The sequence below is a fragment of the Legionella navarrensis genome, from assembly GCF_052527415.1.
Map to the genome: position 1 here is coordinate 1 of NZ_JBNVZR010000009.1, position 16,078 is coordinate 16,078.

A 16,078-nucleotide genomic window follows, 5' to 3' on the forward strand; every position below is an offset into this window, starting at 1 on the left:
TCCATGTTGGGCCAAGGCCCAACCTATCATATCAGGATCATTATGATTAATATGGATTAAATTTAGTCTTCATTAGAGGTCCATGCATTGTCAACACACCCTGGATAAACGCCCTTACTGCGCGTATGATATTTGACTTGATCACAACAAAACCGCGTAAGCGCTTCTTTTTCATAATTCATGAGGAGTTATGTCATGTTGTATTCTTTCCTGTCTGAAGGCCTGCTTAGTGCTGAACTGATTATCGTTTTAGCCTCCATCAGTGCTGTTTTCATAACTATATTCTGCATTAAACGAGGCTTGCTTTTTTCTAATCAGGAAAACCCCATTGCCCGTGCTCCTTCTTCAAGCAGCCCCCTTGAAAAACACCGCGTTGATGATGGGCGTTTTTTAACTGGCCCCGTTAAAGATCTGGGCGGTGGGGCTTTTAGCACCGTGCGCGAGTATAGGCTTGATGGGATACCCGTGGCAGTCAAGATCCCGACCAGAATTGAATACACCAGCATGCAGAAACATGAGCTTGAATTATTGGAACACATGAAACAGATTGAAACGCATCCCAACATCATAACATTTCATTGCTCGGTTGAAGTAAATGATATGACCTGGATTGTGATGGATTTAATGAAAGGGACCGTTCGTGATTTGCTGGATAGCAATCCCGGCTTATCCTGGAACACAAAGCTGTCGCTCGCAAGGCAATTATTAGGCGGGATTGCCTACCTGCACTGTTTGAGTTCAACCCGTTTTACTCGTCATGGGATTGTTCATCAAGATATTAAAACAGCTAATCTTTTGGTTGACCGGCTCACCGATGATCCCATGATTAAGCTTAAGATTACTGATTTTGGTCTTGCCAGACAGATAGACCTGGTGACGGCTCCTTTGTTAGGCAACGTATTGGCTGAAGTACATCACGGTAACGTGGGCGGAACTCTCGCTTACGCAGCCCCAGAAATTTATAAAGCCCTATGTGATAGAAAAGAGTCTAAAGAATTGAAATCGGATGTATTCAGCGCCGGAATTACTCTATGGGAGCTGGCAACAGGGCGGGTACCAGAACGTACAATTGAGGAGATATCCAGAGGTAAATTTAAAGCATTTGAAGCGGATAAACATGCGGCAAAATCCGATCCCGGTTACCCCAGATCAGCTTTTTTCTGTCCCATAATCGACAAATGCGTTAAAGCAGCCCCTGGCGCTCGATATTCTGCAAAAAAAGCGTTTGAGAAAGTACAACAAATAGTTTTGGAGCCGGAAAAAAACAGTACTCGTTATTATAGATTATGATGAAACGTACTTATGCACGCTTCGCGGAGGAGCGTGGCGTTTGTTTATTTGACGTAGATCGGGCGCTTTGACCCGACCTACGCCTGGTTTGATAACACACCATGCGTTATTTAATTAATCGCAAACAAAATCTTCCGGAAACACCACTGAAACGTTATCACCCGCATTAGACAGGAACACAGCGCCTGACTTTAACGCACAGATACCAACGGATTGAGCGATATGCTGCGGCGTATACCCTGTTGCACTGATAGTATATTCCGACGCTACGCAGGGAAGATCGGGGATAATCTGTGGGCTGCCATTACCGGATACCGTTAAAGAGCGGTTTAATCCCATTTCTGTATTTGTCACATTAAAGGCTACGTTTTGTCCTGAACCGGCATTGCTTGAAACAGCCACTTGAACATAACAGCTCTGCTCCATTGCATAAGCAGAGACAGGCAGACTGGCGGCAAACAGGGTAACGGCTAATACATTTTTCATGATAAACACCCCTAAAATTAAAATAACCCATGGCCATACGCGAGCCTGTTACAGGATATCGAGCATCGCGCCGAGTGGCCATTTTAACATCAAAGAGATCATCAGGTAAACATATCGGTGTCTGATGAAGACCTGAACGTCGGGCGAAGCGCCCGACCTACGTCATCATACCCCGTTTGGGGAGGAAAGCATTCGGACTCCTGTCGGAGAACGTGATTATGCGCTTACTCTGCGTCGGGACTGCACTTCCTGCTTATTTTACGCAGCCGGTATTAAAGTCTTTCACAAACTGTTTCAGTTGCGCGGTGTTGAGCTTTACCGTTCCTTTGCTGACGTAACGGGCAAACAGTTTGTTGAAGCAGGCCTGATATTTGCCTTGCTGGGGCATTTCTTCCAGATTAGTGCCATGCCCGCTGAAATCAATCCAGCTCAGCCTGGGATCCAGCGAGCTGCCGACTTCGTAGAAGGCTTTGGCGGTGCAGCAGACAGCACAGGCCGATAAATCATCGTAGGCCTGGAGATTGTGTGGGTTGTCTCCAGCCAGTGACAGAAAGTCTGCAGCCGTCAGGTTCACACTGAAACTCAGGCGCGTGTCGTTTACGCTGACGTCCTGAATTCCGCCATTGCAGCGATCCCCAGAAGCGATCGTTTTAACCTGCAACTTGTTGGGAGACAGGCGTTTTACCTGATTAATTGCCGTAAAATCACCGCTCCCGCCACCATTGTTCAGGGTATACACCCAAAAGGCCTGATGACCGGCCTCAAACCATTTGTAATAGCTCGAGCCCTGCGAGGGGTAGGACGTGTTCGTTGCCTGCCAGTCAAAACCAATAAAGCCCTGCTTGAGCAGATCACTGTTATGGCCCTTGATTTTCATTGCGTCCTTCTTAATCCCGCATTGATTCAGATTAACCTTATCCGAGTTATCTTCCAGATTAGAAAAACACAGGGCATCAATCGGCTTGCCTGAAAACTGCAAGTCAGGAGGGACGGATGCCTGCGCAGACATCGACAACACAACCAGGGCAAGCCCGGTAACATATCGTTTCATCTCTACTCTCCAACAATGAATTGTCAACCAGCCACTCCCACCCTTCTGACTAAGGCACAGAGGCAAGCTCAGGCGATTTGCTGTTAAACCAAAAGGCCCGCTGTTTAATCTCCTCCAGCTTCGCCAGGGTGTGAGGCAGGCAGCTCAAGGGATCCGCGGCCTTAATTAAACTTAACAGGCAATCATAATATTCCTGAGTATCCGGATCCCGGGTGCCCCATGTGTCATCTTCCGCGGGGCGCTGCAAAAAGGTCATACACAGCTCAACCATCGCATCAAGGCTGCTCGATGCCGTGTTGGCGAAGACGTTTCGCGAATTCTCGATGCCCGCAGGTGCCGGGACAGAGGTCATGGGCTCAGTGAAGAATATCAAACTCCGGGTCTTGGCTTTGGCCCGCTTGATAATGCCCACTTTACTGGCCCAGAACCGGCGTTCCTCGCTGATAATTTTAATCTGCTCAAGCAAGGCCTTGCGACCGGATTCACCCAGTTTCAGGGCCATTACCACGCAACTGGCACGATTTCTTTCAACGGCCCCAACCAGAGGAATATCCTTCAGCTCATTGTTTGAGGCAATGCGATCGTGTTTTACCAGCGCGCCAACGCCAATCTTCCTTTCAATAGCCGTTACCACATCAGCAGGAAAATAATTATGTGGATGTTTTATACCATCGGCTCCGGGTGCGTTTTGCCCAGAGTGCACCGCATCGTGGCGTGAAATATACAAATCAGAGAGGATATCAACAAACTGCTCGCGCTCAGTTCCGGTATCGGAATAGTTTGGCCAGTGGCCAAAACGATGATGGTAGGTCTCTGCTGCCAAAACGTAGAGCAGATACAATGCTTTCCTGTCTTTACCGCTGATGCAGGAGCCTGACATTTGCACGTCGCCCAGGTATCGGGCCAGCAGGCCCTCCTGCATGGCAAGCATCATTTCACGGCCATTATGCTCTTTTATTGTTTTTTCCAAAAAGGATTTATTCAATAATAAATCAGAGTAATCACGAACCAGTTCGGCAATATTTGTGATACTTTCGAGCTGACTCAAGCGCCCGGGCGTTGGCTTATCTGCATGCCCGGACAGGTACCAAAGGTTTGCGAGAGTGGCCGACCAGTCGGGTAAATCCTTTCTCGACAGGTTATCGATGTTCCCGATAAAAAACTCAAGCAGTGCCACATGCGCTTTTGCTTCAGGGGTATCAGGACTGGAGCGCCCTGCCAGGCGTTCGGGAGACTGTTGCAAGAGCAGAGCATCGTTCCAGGCGGCCTTGACCAGGGCCAGACAATGAGCCGGATCACGGCCAACTGGCGCCAGAGTTTTGACCAGTTGCAGTAATTGTCCAAACATGCGGTGATCAGGACATGCATTAATAAAATGAAGGCTCTGGTCGAGCACGCCATTTGGATCAACATTTTCGCTTTGCTCAAATAAGGCACTCCACTCCGCCCGGATAGAGGCTTTGCGCAAATGCTCCCTGGCATAAGTCAGAAACTCGTTGCATCCACTGTCTTTTTCTGTTGTGTAACCCCAGTATTTATAGGCGTTAAACGGGTGATTACTTGTAAAAATCAGCGAGTTGAAAAAACTTTTCAACCGCCCAACCGTTCGATTCAGCTGCTCTGTCAGCTCAAAGTCGGGAATAAAGGCTGCCAGCACTTTTGACGGGCTCACCAGTGTTTGAAGAAACAGAGCAACTTTTCCTTTTTTCCTTCCCTCTTCAATCAGCCGGCCTACGTTACGGTCGGAATGCAAATCCTTGACCTGCGGAGACTGATCTTTCACATCACGCGATGCGACATGGCTGAAACACAGCTCCTCACCAAAATCCCTGATTAGACCGCCAGTCGGGCTACACAGATACGAATGGCTTTCACGGAAATTGGACAGGGCCGGGATGGTTCGCAGGCGGCTGGGAATGAAAAATACCGCGTCTGCAACATGCCCGACTTTAGCCAGCGCGTTTTGCAGGAACTGCTGCTCAAACTCAGGAAAAACCGTGTACCAGTATGGCAGACGACGCAGTGTGCTCAGCTCAGACAACTCCGTGGCGCTAAGCCTTCTGATGGCCTTTGTCAGCTTGACAAATTTATTGTCAACTATCCCCGGCAGCTCACTGGCCGCATTGACACCAAAGGACAGTTCACGAATAAACAGCCGATGAGATGGCGACAGATTAAGGTACCAGGCGGGCTCCTGACTGTGCTCCCTGATGGCCATGAGATCTTTGAACAGAGCCTCTCTGCCTTTTGATTGTTGATTGGACCATTCCTGCAGCAGGGTATACAGATCGCCAATCAGTTGATCCGGTCTGAGCAGATGCTCGTCACTGCTCTGCAGATACAACTGCTGCGACACGGGCAGCTTGCGGAACCAATCCGGAGTCAGGCCTGGATAGCCGCGCTTGATGTTATTAAGCTCAGTCAATGTGATTTCGGAACAGGCGGGCAGCTGCCTGTCCCAGCGCAGAATAATTTCCTTACCGTCACCCGCCAGACTCAGCGTGGCCAGGTCAGGACGACCATTACTCATTACATTATATTGATCCGCCTTATTCAGGAATTTGATGGCGGCTTCCTTGCTGGCAACGGGCCAAAAATCCATCACACCATTGAGCACGTTAGTCAAATACTGACCAAGAATACGTTGGTAGTCAAAGGCATTGTTATTGGTGGCATCTGGAAGTGGGGTCTGCTCATCACACCAGGCAAGATATTTTTCAAGACTCTCGGCATCGCAGGAGGGTGGAAGGGCCTGCATGGCGAAGCGTAACGCGCTGGCTATGGATTCTTTCTTTGTGGAATAAACCTTCTGCAAATCATCCTGGAGGCCGTAGTATTCTATATCGATGTCATCAACCAGGCACTCAAAACGTTTCGCGAGCTCGCTTAACAGTTCGGGCGTCAGCCGGACTCCCTGACCAATACGTAATCTTATTTTTCCCATCGTTACTATTCCTTGCATACTATGGTGTATTTATTATTGAATAAAATGTCTGACTTAACAATTTATTGCTGATCATTTTTGCAATAAGTTTTTTTTGATCACGCTTTTTTTATCTTTATACATGTTAAATCATATAGTTAATGAACTTTAAAACCATGAAGGTGTCTATTCCGCTGCGTTCATCTGGCTACAGATATTCTTAACATGCTGTGCTAAACTTTCCAGCCGGATAACTCAGGATGAACGGTTTAAGGATGATGAAGTTAAAGCAAAATGATTTTACGGGATACTCTGAATCGAGCATGGACGAAGCCATACATAATGCCCTGCAAAAAGCCGGCAGCCACAGCCATGTCAGAATTATCGAAACCCAGAGCTCTCAACTGTCCGACAAAAAACGATTTTACCAGGTAACATTAGCCATAAAAGGAGTTTGATGATGGTTTATTCCGTACGCCATTATATTGGTGGCCAGCTTGTAACAGACAACAGCAACAGAAAACACGACATTTATAACCCCGCTCATGGCGAAATAATTGGCAGCGTCTGCCTTGCCGATCATGCCTTGTGCGATCTGGCTGTCAAGACAGCCAGAGAGGCCTGGGAAAGCTGGTCGCAGACACCGCCGGTTAAACGCGCGCGCATCCTGTTTAATTTCCGTGACCTGCTGGAAAAAAACCATCTAGACCTCGCCCGTCTGGTGACCCGCGAGCATGGAAAAACCATAGACGATGCCAAAGGTTCCGTGGCGCGCGCCATTGAAGTCGTCGAACTGCATTGCGGCCTGCTCACTCAAATGCAGGGGCGCTATACCGCTGATGTCTCGACGGGCATTGACTGCCACACCATCCGCCAGCCCCTGGGCGTCTGTGCCGGCGTTGCCCCGTTTAATTTCCCGGTGATGGTACCCGTCTGGATGATGGCGCCGGCGATTGCCTGCGGCAATACCTTTATTTTAAAACCTTCCGAACAGGATCCGTCCGCGGCTCTGCGTCTAGTTGAACTCTTAAGCGATGCCGGTCTGCCAGACGGCGTGGTGAACTGTGTTCAGGGTGATAAAAACGCTGTTGATTACCTGCTGCACCATCCCGACATCGCCGCCTTTACCGCGGTAGCCTCCACCCCGGTAGCCGAATCGATTTACACCACCGCGACCGCCAACGGCAAACGTGCGCACACCTTTGGCGGTGCTAAAAATCACTGTCTGGTGATGCCCGATGCGGATCTGGCTCAGGCAGCACAGGCTATTGTGGGCGCCGCATACGGTTCGGCCGGTGAACGCTGCATGGCCATTTCCGTGGTGGTGGCGGTTGGTGATGACACGGCGGATCAGTTACTCGCACACTTGCTGCCGCTGGTTCGCGCCATACGGATTGACGCCGGCGACGTGGAAGGCTGTGACATGGGACCTTTGATTAGCCAGGCTCATCGTCAGCGTGTACTCACTGCCATTGACCAGGGCGTTGCCGAAGGCGCCCGTCTGCTGATAGACGGTCGCGCCTATCGCCACCCTCAACACCCCCAGGGTTATTTTGTTGGCCCCTGTCTTTTTGACAGGGTGGATGAAAGCATGTCCGTTTACCAGAATGAAATATTTGGCCCAGTGCTGGTGATGGTGCGCGTTAAAGACTTTAACGAGGGACTGGCGCTGGTCAATCGTCACCAGTATGGTAACGGCACAGCTATCTTTACCCGCAGCGGCTACTATGCCCGCGAATTCAGCCACCGGGTTCAGGCCGGCATGGTCGGGGTTAACATTCCCATTCCGGTGCCTGTTGCAAGCCATCCCTTTGGCGGCTGGAAGCGCTCCTGTTTTGGCGATACCAACATGCATGGAGAGGAAAGCGTTCATTTTTATACCCGTCTGAAAACCACCACCAGCCGATGGCCGGTGAGCACGCTCAGCGAAAGTGCCTTTATCATGCCCACCAATCAATAAGGGAAGGAAACGAATAATGGCAAACATTGGATTTGTGGGGCTTGGGCACATGGGTCTGCCCATGGCCATCAATCTGATCAAGGCCGGGCACCGTGTTACGGGATTCGATCTGCAGGCCGCCGCTTTAGGATCTCTGGCAGCGGCAGGCGGTCACGTCGCCGCCGATCTCGCTCAGGTAGCGAAACAAAGCGATATCCTGATTACCATGCTGCAAAACGGTCAACAGGTACGCACGGCCTGCCTCGGCGATCAGGGTTTGTATGCCCATGCTCCCCGTCACAGTCTGCACATCGACTGCTCCACCATTGACGTAGACAGCTCGCGGGAACTGCATCAGCAGGCTGCTCAGCGTGATCTGTTAATGGTGGATGCGCCGGTTTCGGGCGGCGTTTCCGGAGCCAGCGCAGCTACACTGACGTTTATGGTGGGCGGTGATGAGGAGTCCTTTCAGCAGGCCAGAGTGATTCTGGAGTCGATGGGTAAAAAAATATTTCATACCGGTGCCACAGGCAGTGGCCAGGCCGCGAAAATCTGCAATAACATGATTCTCGGCATGTCCATGATTGGCGTGTCCGAAGCGTTTGTACTTGCCGAAAAACTGGGCCTGTCAGCCCAAAAACTCTTTGAGGTGGTCAACAGCTCGTCCGGGCAATGCTGGGTGATGAGCCAATACCCGCCTGCCGCAGGTTTGCTTCCCAATGCGCCGGCCAATCATCAGTATCAGGCAGGTTTTGCCGCAGCCATGATGCTCAAGGATCTGCTGCTGAGCCAGCAATCCGCACAGCAGGTCGGCGTAGAAACGCCCCAGGCCGCACAGGCGACTGCCCGTTATCAGGAGTTTTATGACGCTGGATTCGGCGATCTGGATTTTTCAGCCATTATACTTGGAAGGAACAAACAGACATGAACAACATCAATCCGGCCGATCAATTCTGGGCCGAAGCCGCCAACCAGTACGTCGACTGGATGAAGCCATGGAAAACCATTCGCAGCGGTGGTTTTGACAAAGGCGACATTCAATGGTTTCCAGAAGGAGCGCTGAACGTCAGCGCCAACTGCCTGGACAGGCATCTGGCTACAAAAGGCGATCAGGCCGCCATCATCTGGGAAGGTGACAGCGAAGAAGAACAGCGTGTGCTGAGCTTTACCGGGCTGCATGCCGAGGTGTGCCGGATGGCCAACGTGCTCAAGACTCTGGGCATTAAGAAAGGCGACCGGGTCGCGATTTACCTGCCCATGATCCCGGAAGCTGCCATCAGCATGCTGGCCTGCACACGCATCGGCGCGGTGCACACGGTTGTATTTGCGGGTTTTTCCGCTATTGCCCTGCAGCAGCGCCTGGAAGCATCCGAATGCAGGCTCCTGATCACCGCAGACGGTTATTTTCGCGGTGGAAAATTTTTCACTCTCAAGGCTCAGGCGGATGAAGCCAGCCGCAGTCTGGATGTCAAAACGCTGGTGATCCAGCACAGCAACACGCCGGTTTCCTTTGATGAAACCCGTGATTACTGGTGGCACGAATTAAAGGAAAACGTTGACGCCAACTGCCCCGCCGAAGCGATGAACGCCGAAGATCCGCTGTTTTTGCTTTATACGTCGGGCAGTACGGGTAAGCCCAAAGGTCTGGTGCATACAACAGGCGGCTATCTGGTTCAGGCGGCCTACAGCCATCATCAGGTTTTTAACTGCGATGCCAGCGATGTCTTCTGGTGTACCGCAGATATTGGCTGGATTACCGGTCACAGCTACGTGGTCTATGGCCCATTATGTAACGGCGTGACCACCCTGATGTTTGCCGGCATTCCAACCTGGCCCAACCCGGATCGCTGCTGGACAATCATCGACCGACACAAGGTCAGTGTTTTTTATACAGCCCCCACAGCCATTCGCGCCCTGAAACGGGCTGGTGATGAATGGCTGGCCAGCAGTTCGCGCCAGTCGCTGCGCCTGCTCGGCAGCGTAGGCGAACCGATCAATCCTGAGGTATGGACGTGGTATCGTGAGCAGGTTGGCTTCAGCCGCTGCCCTGTTGTCGATACCTGGTGGCAGACGGAGACCGGCACCATCATGATAAGCCCGCAAAGTGGCATGACCCATCAAAAGCCGGGTTCAGCCGGACAACCATTGCCTGGCATTTATCCGGTTCTTCTCGATGAATCGGGGCAGGAAATGACGGGTGCCTGCGAAGGGGCGCTGGCTATGAAATACCCCTGGCCCTCCATCGCCAGAACCGTTGCCGGTGATCATCAGCGTTATATCAACACCTACCTCAATCAGGGGTACTACATCACGGGCGACGGCGCCAGGCGCGATGAAGAGGGTGATTACTGGTTAAGCGGGCGCATCGACGACGTATTAAACGTATCGGGACATCGCCTCGGAACCGCAGAAATAGAAAGTGCCCTTGTCGCGCATCCGGGCGTTGCGGAAGCAGCCGTGGTTGGTATTGCGCATGAGCTGAAGGGTCAGGGCATTCATGCGTTTGTCAGTCTGAAAGCCGATCAGGAAGCGAGCGAGCTGTTAAAGCAGGAGCTGACGGAAGGCGTGAAACTGGCGATTGGCGCCATCGCCAGACCGGATGTTATTCAGTTCGTCAGTGATTTGCCCAAAACCCGCTCGGGCAAAATCATGCGCCGTCTGCTGCGCCTGATAGCCAATCAAACAGGTTTATCCATGGACGACCTGGGCGATCTGTCTACCTTGTCCAATCCACAGGTTATTGAAGATTTATTACGCACATAATCTCGTTGAAACACTTTGCAGCGTGCCGCCCGTATCAGCAACAGAGTAATACGGGTGGCATGACCCCTAATTCACCAGCACGCTGTGCTTCATCATCGGCATGTACGCTTCAAACCTGTCTGTCACATCACCCACGTACTCAGGATGATTGACCAGATCGAGCTTCAGGATAGAAGGGGTATCCAAATCGAAGCGTTTCAAATCGACCGACAGCAGATTCTGGGTTTTGCTGGCCTGAAAGTAATACATCCGGTTACCCAGGTCGCTCACAACCCGCCAGATCGATTTTGTTTCATCAATGGTGGTATAGGGATAGGCTACGTTATTCAAAATGGCGAGAATATCCACCAGGCGATCATTCGCCGTGACAAACGCAGGTAAAACACTGGCGTAAAAACTGGCGCGGACAAATCGATTTTTGGAACTGAATTTACCCGGCAGGGATTTCGTACCCCCAAACCCTCGGTATCGTTTCAGATTATCCAGCTGCACATCATAATCCGGCTCGTTGGTGGCGGTGACGTATTCAGGGCCATGATAAATCCTGAGCTTCCCATCCACGTACTCCAGAATGGCAGAATCACCAGAGGCATCATCCAGCACCAGATGCAGTTTCCCCCACTGCCGCGTCGGCTCATGATAAAACGGAACGATCTGCAAAGGCTGGGTTCGCGAAAACTGCACCGCTTCTTCTACTGACTTGAAATTATCCAGGTAATACAGCAGCCACAGAGCCTGAGACAGAGCAGGTTTTGATGGATCACGCCTGCCGTAATCGGCGCCCTCATGCCACAACAGGTGAACGGCAAAGCCGGCTTCGTTTAATCCATCGGTAATAAAATCCTCATAACCTGTAGCGGTTATACTGCCGAATCTGGACTCCCATGTCAGCCAGTTACCCGTGGCTTTGACGCCGGGCGGACTTCCGACGTGCGGCAGATGCCGAGAGAGTACGAGCAGATTCGTGCCCATGTCTTCTTCCCAGTCCATGCTCCGGCCTACCATGACCGATTGCCCCTTATCAGCCACCAGAATACGTGTACAGGCTGAGGTTTCAGCGACAAGCAATATAAAAAGCAGTCCGACACCTGGCAGTAATCTCAACAACTTCATTCCCTGTCCCGCTATCATGCGCATCTCCCCTTTTTAAACTATATCACTGACAGCCCAACGTCAGGCAAAAACCGTGCTCGAAGAACAGCAGGCCTCTGACGACTCATACTGCGGGCCCGTTTTTTTCAATTCCTGGTCTATGGCGGCCTGAATATACGCAGCCTGAAGAATGGCTGTATTGATCTGTCGGTATTTATCGAGGGGATCCGGCAAAAAGACCTGAAAACCGGAGGCAAAAGGACGGGTTGATTCAGCCTTGCTAAGATACGGGCAGAGATCATAGACCTGATCACCTTCCTGACAAAGCAAATCACCGTCGGCGTTTGTATAAAAATAAAGTTTTCCGGGGCTGCAGGCCATCATGCCTTCACTGGGTTTGCTTACCCATACAAATTCCCTGTCTGCTGTAATGTCACTCTGAAAAGCGCGATAAGCCTCGTCATATGCTTCCGGTTTTTTGTAAGACCTCTGTATGGATCTGCCAAAATTAAGTACCAGCTGGATTGATTCAGGCAGCGAGGGTTCGGATTTGATGGCAACAGAGCCGGCTACATGCCCCATGCAGGCACCAGGTATGGCCAGAAAAGGGCTGCCCAGCATGGCCCCACCGGCAGCACCACCAAACAAAGCCCCCAGCCAGACACCCGCCCGCAGAGCGATAGTCCTTTTGTGCCGGTGAGTTGCCAGCCTGTCGATGGTGTCCGGCGATAAACGAAGCAGAGGCAACATGAAGGCAGCACGCAAAAACAGCTTTTCCAGTTCCAGTTGCGTAGCTGAAAGCGTTGCTGTGTCCAATCGGTTGAAACGCAGAATGGCCTGATCCCAGGACTGAAGCATCCCATCCAGCACCGAGGCTTTAAGTCGGGCAGATTGGCTTGTACTCCGTCGCAGCTCCTGTGACTTGGCTCGAATAGCCCCAATGCCCTTCGCGAGCACCTCAAATTCCACCTGATCTTCAAACATAGCCCTCTCCCTTTTGCCATAAAATATGATGATAGAAGGATTTTGGGCATTATGACAGCAATTTGCTGGGAAAATTAAGTCGGTTCAATGGGTAATGAAGAAGGCACCGCGTCCGGAAGGTTCGCGGTGCGACTGGATTTATTTCCGTTTATCGAGGCTTATCAGATAATCCATGATTTTAAAAAACCGCTCCTCACCCTGAGCCATTTGCAGGTCGGTTTTATAACGCCCGCCAATCACAATGGCCGGAACCGCATTCACATGATAACTGGCCATCAGCGCATTGCCTTCGCCAACTTTCATGTTGATGGTGGTTGAATGAGTGAACGCACTTTCAGCGGTGTCTTTGTCAACGCCATTAGCCACAAAGAAGTCAATCATTGCCTGCTCGCTGCTGAGATTCTTTTTGTCGGTCTGTATTGCCTTAAACAGCAACGGGTTCATTTTATCGCTGATCCCCAGGAGATTAGCGGCGTAAAAAGCCTTGGCGTAGTAAGACCATTCGGGATGAAAGACAACGGGAACCTGGTTGAAGCGGACGCTGCTGCTCTGATGTTTTTTAACCCAGGCATCCAGTGTGGGCTCCAGCTTGAAACACCAGGGGCATCCGTAACTGAAAAACTCGGTGACGACGATGCCTTTCTCCGATGTATCCGGCTCGGCGTTATTGATGACCTCATAATCCTTGCCGGCCACGAAGGTTTCAGCAAAGGCCAGAGCAGGCAACAGTAATAAAAAAACAAAAAAACGCTTGATCATGGTGAATCCTTAATTAAATCGGGTTATTGATGACCTTAGTGCAATCCCTGTACATACCAGGCCACAGCTTCCATATCACTTTTGTCCATACGAGCACTGATATCCTGCATAATATTATTCATGTCATTATGCCTGATTTTATCTTTAAACGCCTGCAGCTGCTGAATGGTATAGGCCGCGTTCTGCCCCGACAGAACCGGAAATCCGGCCAGATTATTCCCGGTTCCCTGAGGGCCGTGGCAGGCGATGCATGCGGTGATGTGCTTATCAAAATCACCGCCACGATACAGTTGTTCCCCGCGTTGCAGGTACTGTCTGGGTGTGATGTTTTCAGCCAGGGGCAGGCGGGAATAATAACTCGCCAGCGCCTTCATGTCGTCTTCCGAAAGCGAAGCAACCATGGCCGTCATGCTGGCTGCGTTACGGGTCTTTCCTGCCTTGAAATCCTTAAGCTGTTTGAGCAGGTACTGGGCATGCTGACCGGCAAGATTGGGCCACTCAGGATTGCTGCTGTTACCCTGGGGACCATGACAGGCAACACAGGTATTCGCTGCTTCCGGTATTTTGTCGGACGGTTCGGTAGCCTGAACGCCAAAACTGAGCATAAACAGCACAACACATGCAGTTTTTTTCATATAAACCTCAAATATATTACTGTTTTAATGTTACACTGCCTCAGCAAAAATCCCAAAACGAAATTGAAGATAATGTTAAAAAATCCTTATACACAGGCAGCGTTTATAAAAAGCGCCGCAAAAGTCGATCAACTCCCTGCGGATGAAGGTTTTGAAGTTGCCTTTGCTGGGCGCTCCAATGCTGGAAAATCCAGCGCCCTGAATTGTTTAACAGGCGTGAAACAGCTTGCACGTACCAGTAAAACACCCGGGCGTACACAGCTGATAAATCTGTTTGGCATTGACCCGGAGCGCCGCCTTGTAGACTTGCCCGGCTATGGTTATGCCAAGGTAGCCTTGCAGGTAAAGCAGGACTGGCAGAAAAATCTGGCGCATTACCTGGAAGTCAGGCAGTGTCTGCGCGGCCTGATTTTACTAATGGATTGCCGGCATCCCCTGAAAGATCTCGATCAAATGATGGTAGACTGGGCGCTTAACCGCGAGATCCCGGTACACATTCTCCTGACCAAGGCAGATAAAATCAGCCGCAGCGAATTAAAAAACACGGTATTAAGTGTCAAAAGGCATTACCAGCTTTGCGAGCATCTTGTCAGCGTTCAGGGTTTTTCATCCCTGAAAAAAACCGGGGTCGATGAGCTGATAGCGCAATTGAACCTATGGTATGAACTGGCTTAGAGCCTGGTGTATTCCTGTCTGAGTGCTCTGTACTGAACAATTTTTTAATCTTTATATCATTTGTCCTCCCCGCGCAGGCGGGGACTTCCAATTAGCCTCACCCTCACACCCAGCCCTTCTCCCTAAACACAGGGAGAAGGGAGCAGTAGTGTTGATAACTTTATACCGAACCAGCGTCCGAGATACCGGGGTTCTCCAGACTTAAATTACCGGTGTTAAAATCATAAGCAAAAATTTCCGCGTAACGCCCCCAGTCGATCATGGTTTTCAGAACCCGCTCAGCCTCTTTCTCGCTCAGGTAATCTTCCAGCTTGCTTAAGAAGCGCTCTTCCGACACGCGGTGCCCGATTTTTTCGTCCAGCACGCGACGGATGTAGCGCGCCAGAGGGATTTTTTCCAGCAGCAATCCGGCAAAGATTTTTTTACGCGCCTGCAAATCGGCTTCGGCGAATTGCCGGCCCAGAGGATTTAACTGAATATCACCATCGGATACCTTGGCAAAACCCAGAATCTCAAGCGTTTCCAAGAGTGGGAACAAATCATCGATGTTCATCATCAATTCATCTGCAAGCTCCGGCAAATCAATGCGTTCGCTGAACGAAGTCATCGTTTCAATCAGACCGGACAGTTCAGAAGGCTCTACATCCGGCAAACGATAGCCCAGGCCAATCTGCCGTTCGCGGTGCGAACGTCTGGTTTTTTCAGAGGGTCCTGTGGTCATTACTTTATAGATGTTATCCACCAGCGCCCGAAATTCCAGCGACTCCGGATCTCTCGGCTGAGGCAGCGTGACGTGCAGTTCTTCGCGAATATACCCAGGATCACTGCCAAAGATCACAATGCGATCGGCCAGCATGGCAGCTTCCTCAATATTGTGCGTGACCAGCAGAATACCGTTGGTATTGGTTTTTTTCTCCTGCCACAGCTCAAGAAGGTCGGATTTCAGGTTTTCGGCAGTTAACACATCCAGAGCAGAAAAGGGTTCGTCCATCAACAACACGTCAGGATTAATTACCAGAGCCCGGGCAAAGCCCACGCGCTGCCTCATGCCGCCAGACAGCTCTTTTGGATACGCTGATTCAAAACCGTCAAGCCCGATGATGTCGATGGCGTCGATGGCGCGCCGACGCCGCTCCTCGCGGCCAATCCCCTGTGCTTCCAGCCCAAGCTCTACGTTTTCCAGTACTGTAAGCCAGGGCATCAAGGCAAAGGATTGAAACACCATGGCAATGCCCGCAACCGGCTTCGACACCGGCTGACCACGGTACGTTACTGTGCCAGACGAAGGCGGAACCAGACCGGCGATGATGCGCAACAGCGTGGATTTACCTGAGCCGGACTTACCCAGCAACGCGACGATCTCGCCTTCCTGCAGCTTGAAGTTCACGTCATCCAGCACCAGCAGATCCTGGCTGGAGGCTTTTTTAAAGGATTTGCGGCAGTTTTCAATAGCAATGATGGTATCAGACATGACAGTTCTC

14 protein-coding genes are annotated in these 16,078 nt (G+C 50.9%); 6 read left to right on the plus strand and 8 right to left on the minus strand.

Annotation, left to right across the window (positions count from 1 at the left end):
- The first annotated feature begins 195 nt into the window (after window positions 1-195).
- Window positions 196-1,290: a serine/threonine-protein kinase gene (locus tag ACQUTA_RS06760; protein ID WP_444987467.1), complete on the plus strand. Its 1,095-nt coding sequence runs from the start codon at window positions 196-198 to the stop codon at window positions 1,288-1,290.
- A 114-nt stretch (window positions 1,291-1,404) separates the two neighbouring features.
- On the opposite strand, the gene ACQUTA_RS06765 is transcribed toward ACQUTA_RS06760, so the two are convergent.
- From ACQUTA_RS06765 to ACQUTA_RS06775, 3 genes are all read right to left on the minus strand, one after another.
- Window positions 1,405-1,776, minus strand: a complete 372-nt coding sequence (locus tag ACQUTA_RS06765; protein WP_444987468.1) for a hypothetical protein — start codon at window positions 1,774-1,776, stop codon at window positions 1,405-1,407.
- A gap of 253 nt (window positions 1,777-2,029) precedes the next feature.
- On the minus strand, window positions 2,030-2,827 hold the full coding sequence (locus ACQUTA_RS06770; RefSeq protein WP_444987469.1) for a hypothetical protein: 798 nt from the start codon (window positions 2,825-2,827) through the stop codon (window positions 2,030-2,032).
- A gap of 49 nt (window positions 2,828-2,876) precedes the next feature.
- Window positions 2,877-5,771, minus strand: a complete 2,895-nt coding sequence (locus ACQUTA_RS06775) for a hypothetical protein (RefSeq protein WP_444987470.1) — start codon at window positions 5,769-5,771, stop codon at window positions 2,877-2,879.
- Between the two features lie 239 nt (window positions 5,772-6,010).
- On the opposite strand from ACQUTA_RS06775, the gene ACQUTA_RS06780 reads away from it, so the two are divergent.
- Genes ACQUTA_RS06780 through acs form a run of 4 tightly spaced genes read left to right on the plus strand, consistent with a single transcriptional unit; the run spans window position 6,011 to window position 10,452 of the window.
- The gene (locus ACQUTA_RS06780; protein ID WP_444987471.1) at window positions 6,011-6,208 is read left to right on the plus strand and encodes a hypothetical protein; all 198 of its coding nucleotides are present in this window, start codon (window positions 6,011-6,013) and stop codon (window positions 6,206-6,208) included.
- Window positions 6,209-6,210: 2 nt separating this feature from the next.
- The gene (locus ACQUTA_RS06785; RefSeq protein WP_444987556.1) at window positions 6,211-7,710 is read left to right on the plus strand and encodes a CoA-acylating methylmalonate-semialdehyde dehydrogenase; all 1,500 of its coding nucleotides are present in this window, start codon (window positions 6,211-6,213) and stop codon (window positions 7,708-7,710) included.
- 16 nt (window positions 7,711-7,726) lie between these two features.
- Window positions 7,727-8,617 carry a 3-hydroxyisobutyrate dehydrogenase gene (mmsB, locus tag ACQUTA_RS06790; RefSeq protein WP_444987472.1) on the plus strand — a complete coding sequence of 297 codons (891 nt, stop codon included), beginning with the start codon at window positions 7,727-7,729 and terminating at the stop codon, window positions 8,615-8,617.
- Window positions 8,614-10,452: an acetate--CoA ligase gene (acs, locus tag ACQUTA_RS06795; RefSeq protein ID WP_444987473.1), complete on the plus strand. Its 1,839-nt coding sequence runs from the start codon at window positions 8,614-8,616 to the stop codon at window positions 10,450-10,452. The genes mmsB and acs overlap by 4 nt, the downstream gene beginning before the upstream one ends.
- 66 nt (window positions 10,453-10,518) lie before the next feature.
- Here acs and ACQUTA_RS06800 read toward each other — a convergent pair whose 3' ends face one another.
- From ACQUTA_RS06800 to ACQUTA_RS06815, 4 genes are all read right to left on the minus strand, one after another.
- On the minus strand, window positions 10,519-11,583 hold the full coding sequence (locus ACQUTA_RS06800; protein WP_444987474.1) for a linear amide C-N hydrolase: 1,065 nt from the start codon (window positions 11,581-11,583) through the stop codon (window positions 10,519-10,521).
- Window positions 11,584-11,625: 42 nt separating this feature from the next.
- A complete protein-coding gene (locus ACQUTA_RS06805; RefSeq protein WP_444987475.1) occupies window positions 11,626-12,528 on the minus strand; it encodes a hypothetical protein in 903 nt (300 codons plus the stop codon).
- A 138-nt stretch (window positions 12,529-12,666) separates the two neighbouring features.
- Window positions 12,667-13,287 carry a thiol:disulfide interchange protein DsbA/DsbL gene (locus tag ACQUTA_RS06810; protein ID WP_444987476.1) on the minus strand — a complete coding sequence of 207 codons (621 nt, stop codon included), beginning with the start codon at window positions 13,285-13,287 and terminating at the stop codon, window positions 12,667-12,669.
- A 35-nt stretch (window positions 13,288-13,322) separates the two neighbouring features.
- Window positions 13,323-13,922, minus strand: a complete 600-nt coding sequence (locus ACQUTA_RS06815; protein ID WP_444987477.1) for a c-type cytochrome — start codon at window positions 13,920-13,922, stop codon at window positions 13,323-13,325.
- A 72-nt stretch (window positions 13,923-13,994) separates the two neighbouring features.
- Between ACQUTA_RS06815 and yihA the strand changes: the two genes are divergently transcribed.
- Window positions 13,995-14,597, plus strand: coding sequence for a ribosome biogenesis GTP-binding protein YihA/YsxC (yihA, locus tag ACQUTA_RS06820; RefSeq protein WP_444987478.1), 603 nt, complete (start codon window positions 13,995-13,997; stop codon window positions 14,595-14,597).
- Window positions 14,598-14,757: 160 nt separating this feature from the next.
- Here the strand turns inward: yihA and ACQUTA_RS06825 are convergent, their stop codons facing one another.
- Window positions 14,758-16,068 (minus strand): ABC transporter ATP-binding protein, encoded by a 1,311-nt coding sequence (locus ACQUTA_RS06825; RefSeq protein WP_444987479.1) that lies wholly within the window; start codon window positions 16,066-16,068, stop codon window positions 14,758-14,760.
- Window positions 16,069-16,078 lie beyond the last annotated feature (10 nt).

Coding starts and splice junctions, on each gene's coding strand:
- yihA (WP_444987478.1), top strand. CDS start 13,995: ATGTTAAAAAATCCTTATACACAGGCAGCGTTTATAAAAAGCGCCGCA.
- ACQUTA_RS06765 (WP_444987468.1), bottom strand. CDS start 1,776: ATGAAAAATGTATTAGCCGTTACCCTGTTTGCCGCCAGTCTGCCTGTC.
- ACQUTA_RS06810 (WP_444987476.1), bottom strand. CDS start 13,287: ATGATCAAGCGTTTTTTTGTTTTTTTATTACTGTTGCCTGCTCTGGCC.
- ACQUTA_RS06805 (WP_444987475.1), bottom strand. CDS start 12,528: ATGTTTGAAGATCAGGTGGAATTTGAGGTGCTCGCGAAGGGCATTGGG.
- ACQUTA_RS06775 (WP_444987470.1), bottom strand. CDS start 5,771: ATGGGAAAAATAAGATTACGTATTGGTCAGGGAGTCCGGCTGACGCCC.
- ACQUTA_RS06785 (WP_444987556.1), top strand. CDS start 6,211: ATGGTTTATTCCGTACGCCATTATATTGGTGGCCAGCTTGTAACAGAC.
- ACQUTA_RS06780 (WP_444987471.1), top strand. CDS start 6,011: ATGAACGGTTTAAGGATGATGAAGTTAAAGCAAAATGATTTTACGGGA.
- ACQUTA_RS06760 (WP_444987467.1), top strand. CDS start 196: ATGTTGTATTCTTTCCTGTCTGAAGGCCTGCTTAGTGCTGAACTGATT.
- ACQUTA_RS06800 (WP_444987474.1), bottom strand. CDS start 11,583: ATGATAGCGGGACAGGGAATGAAGTTGTTGAGATTACTGCCAGGTGTC.
- ACQUTA_RS06815 (WP_444987477.1), bottom strand. CDS start 13,922: ATGAAAAAAACTGCATGTGTTGTGCTGTTTATGCTCAGTTTTGGCGTT.
- mmsB (WP_444987472.1), top strand. CDS start 7,727: ATGGCAAACATTGGATTTGTGGGGCTTGGGCACATGGGTCTGCCCATG.
- ACQUTA_RS06770 (WP_444987469.1), bottom strand. CDS start 2,827: ATGAAACGATATGTTACCGGGCTTGCCCTGGTTGTGTTGTCGATGTCT.
- ACQUTA_RS06825 (WP_444987479.1), bottom strand. CDS start 16,068: ATGTCTGATACCATCATTGCTATTGAAAACTGCCGCAAATCCTTTAAA.
- acs (WP_444987473.1), top strand. CDS start 8,614: ATGAACAACATCAATCCGGCCGATCAATTCTGGGCCGAAGCCGCCAAC.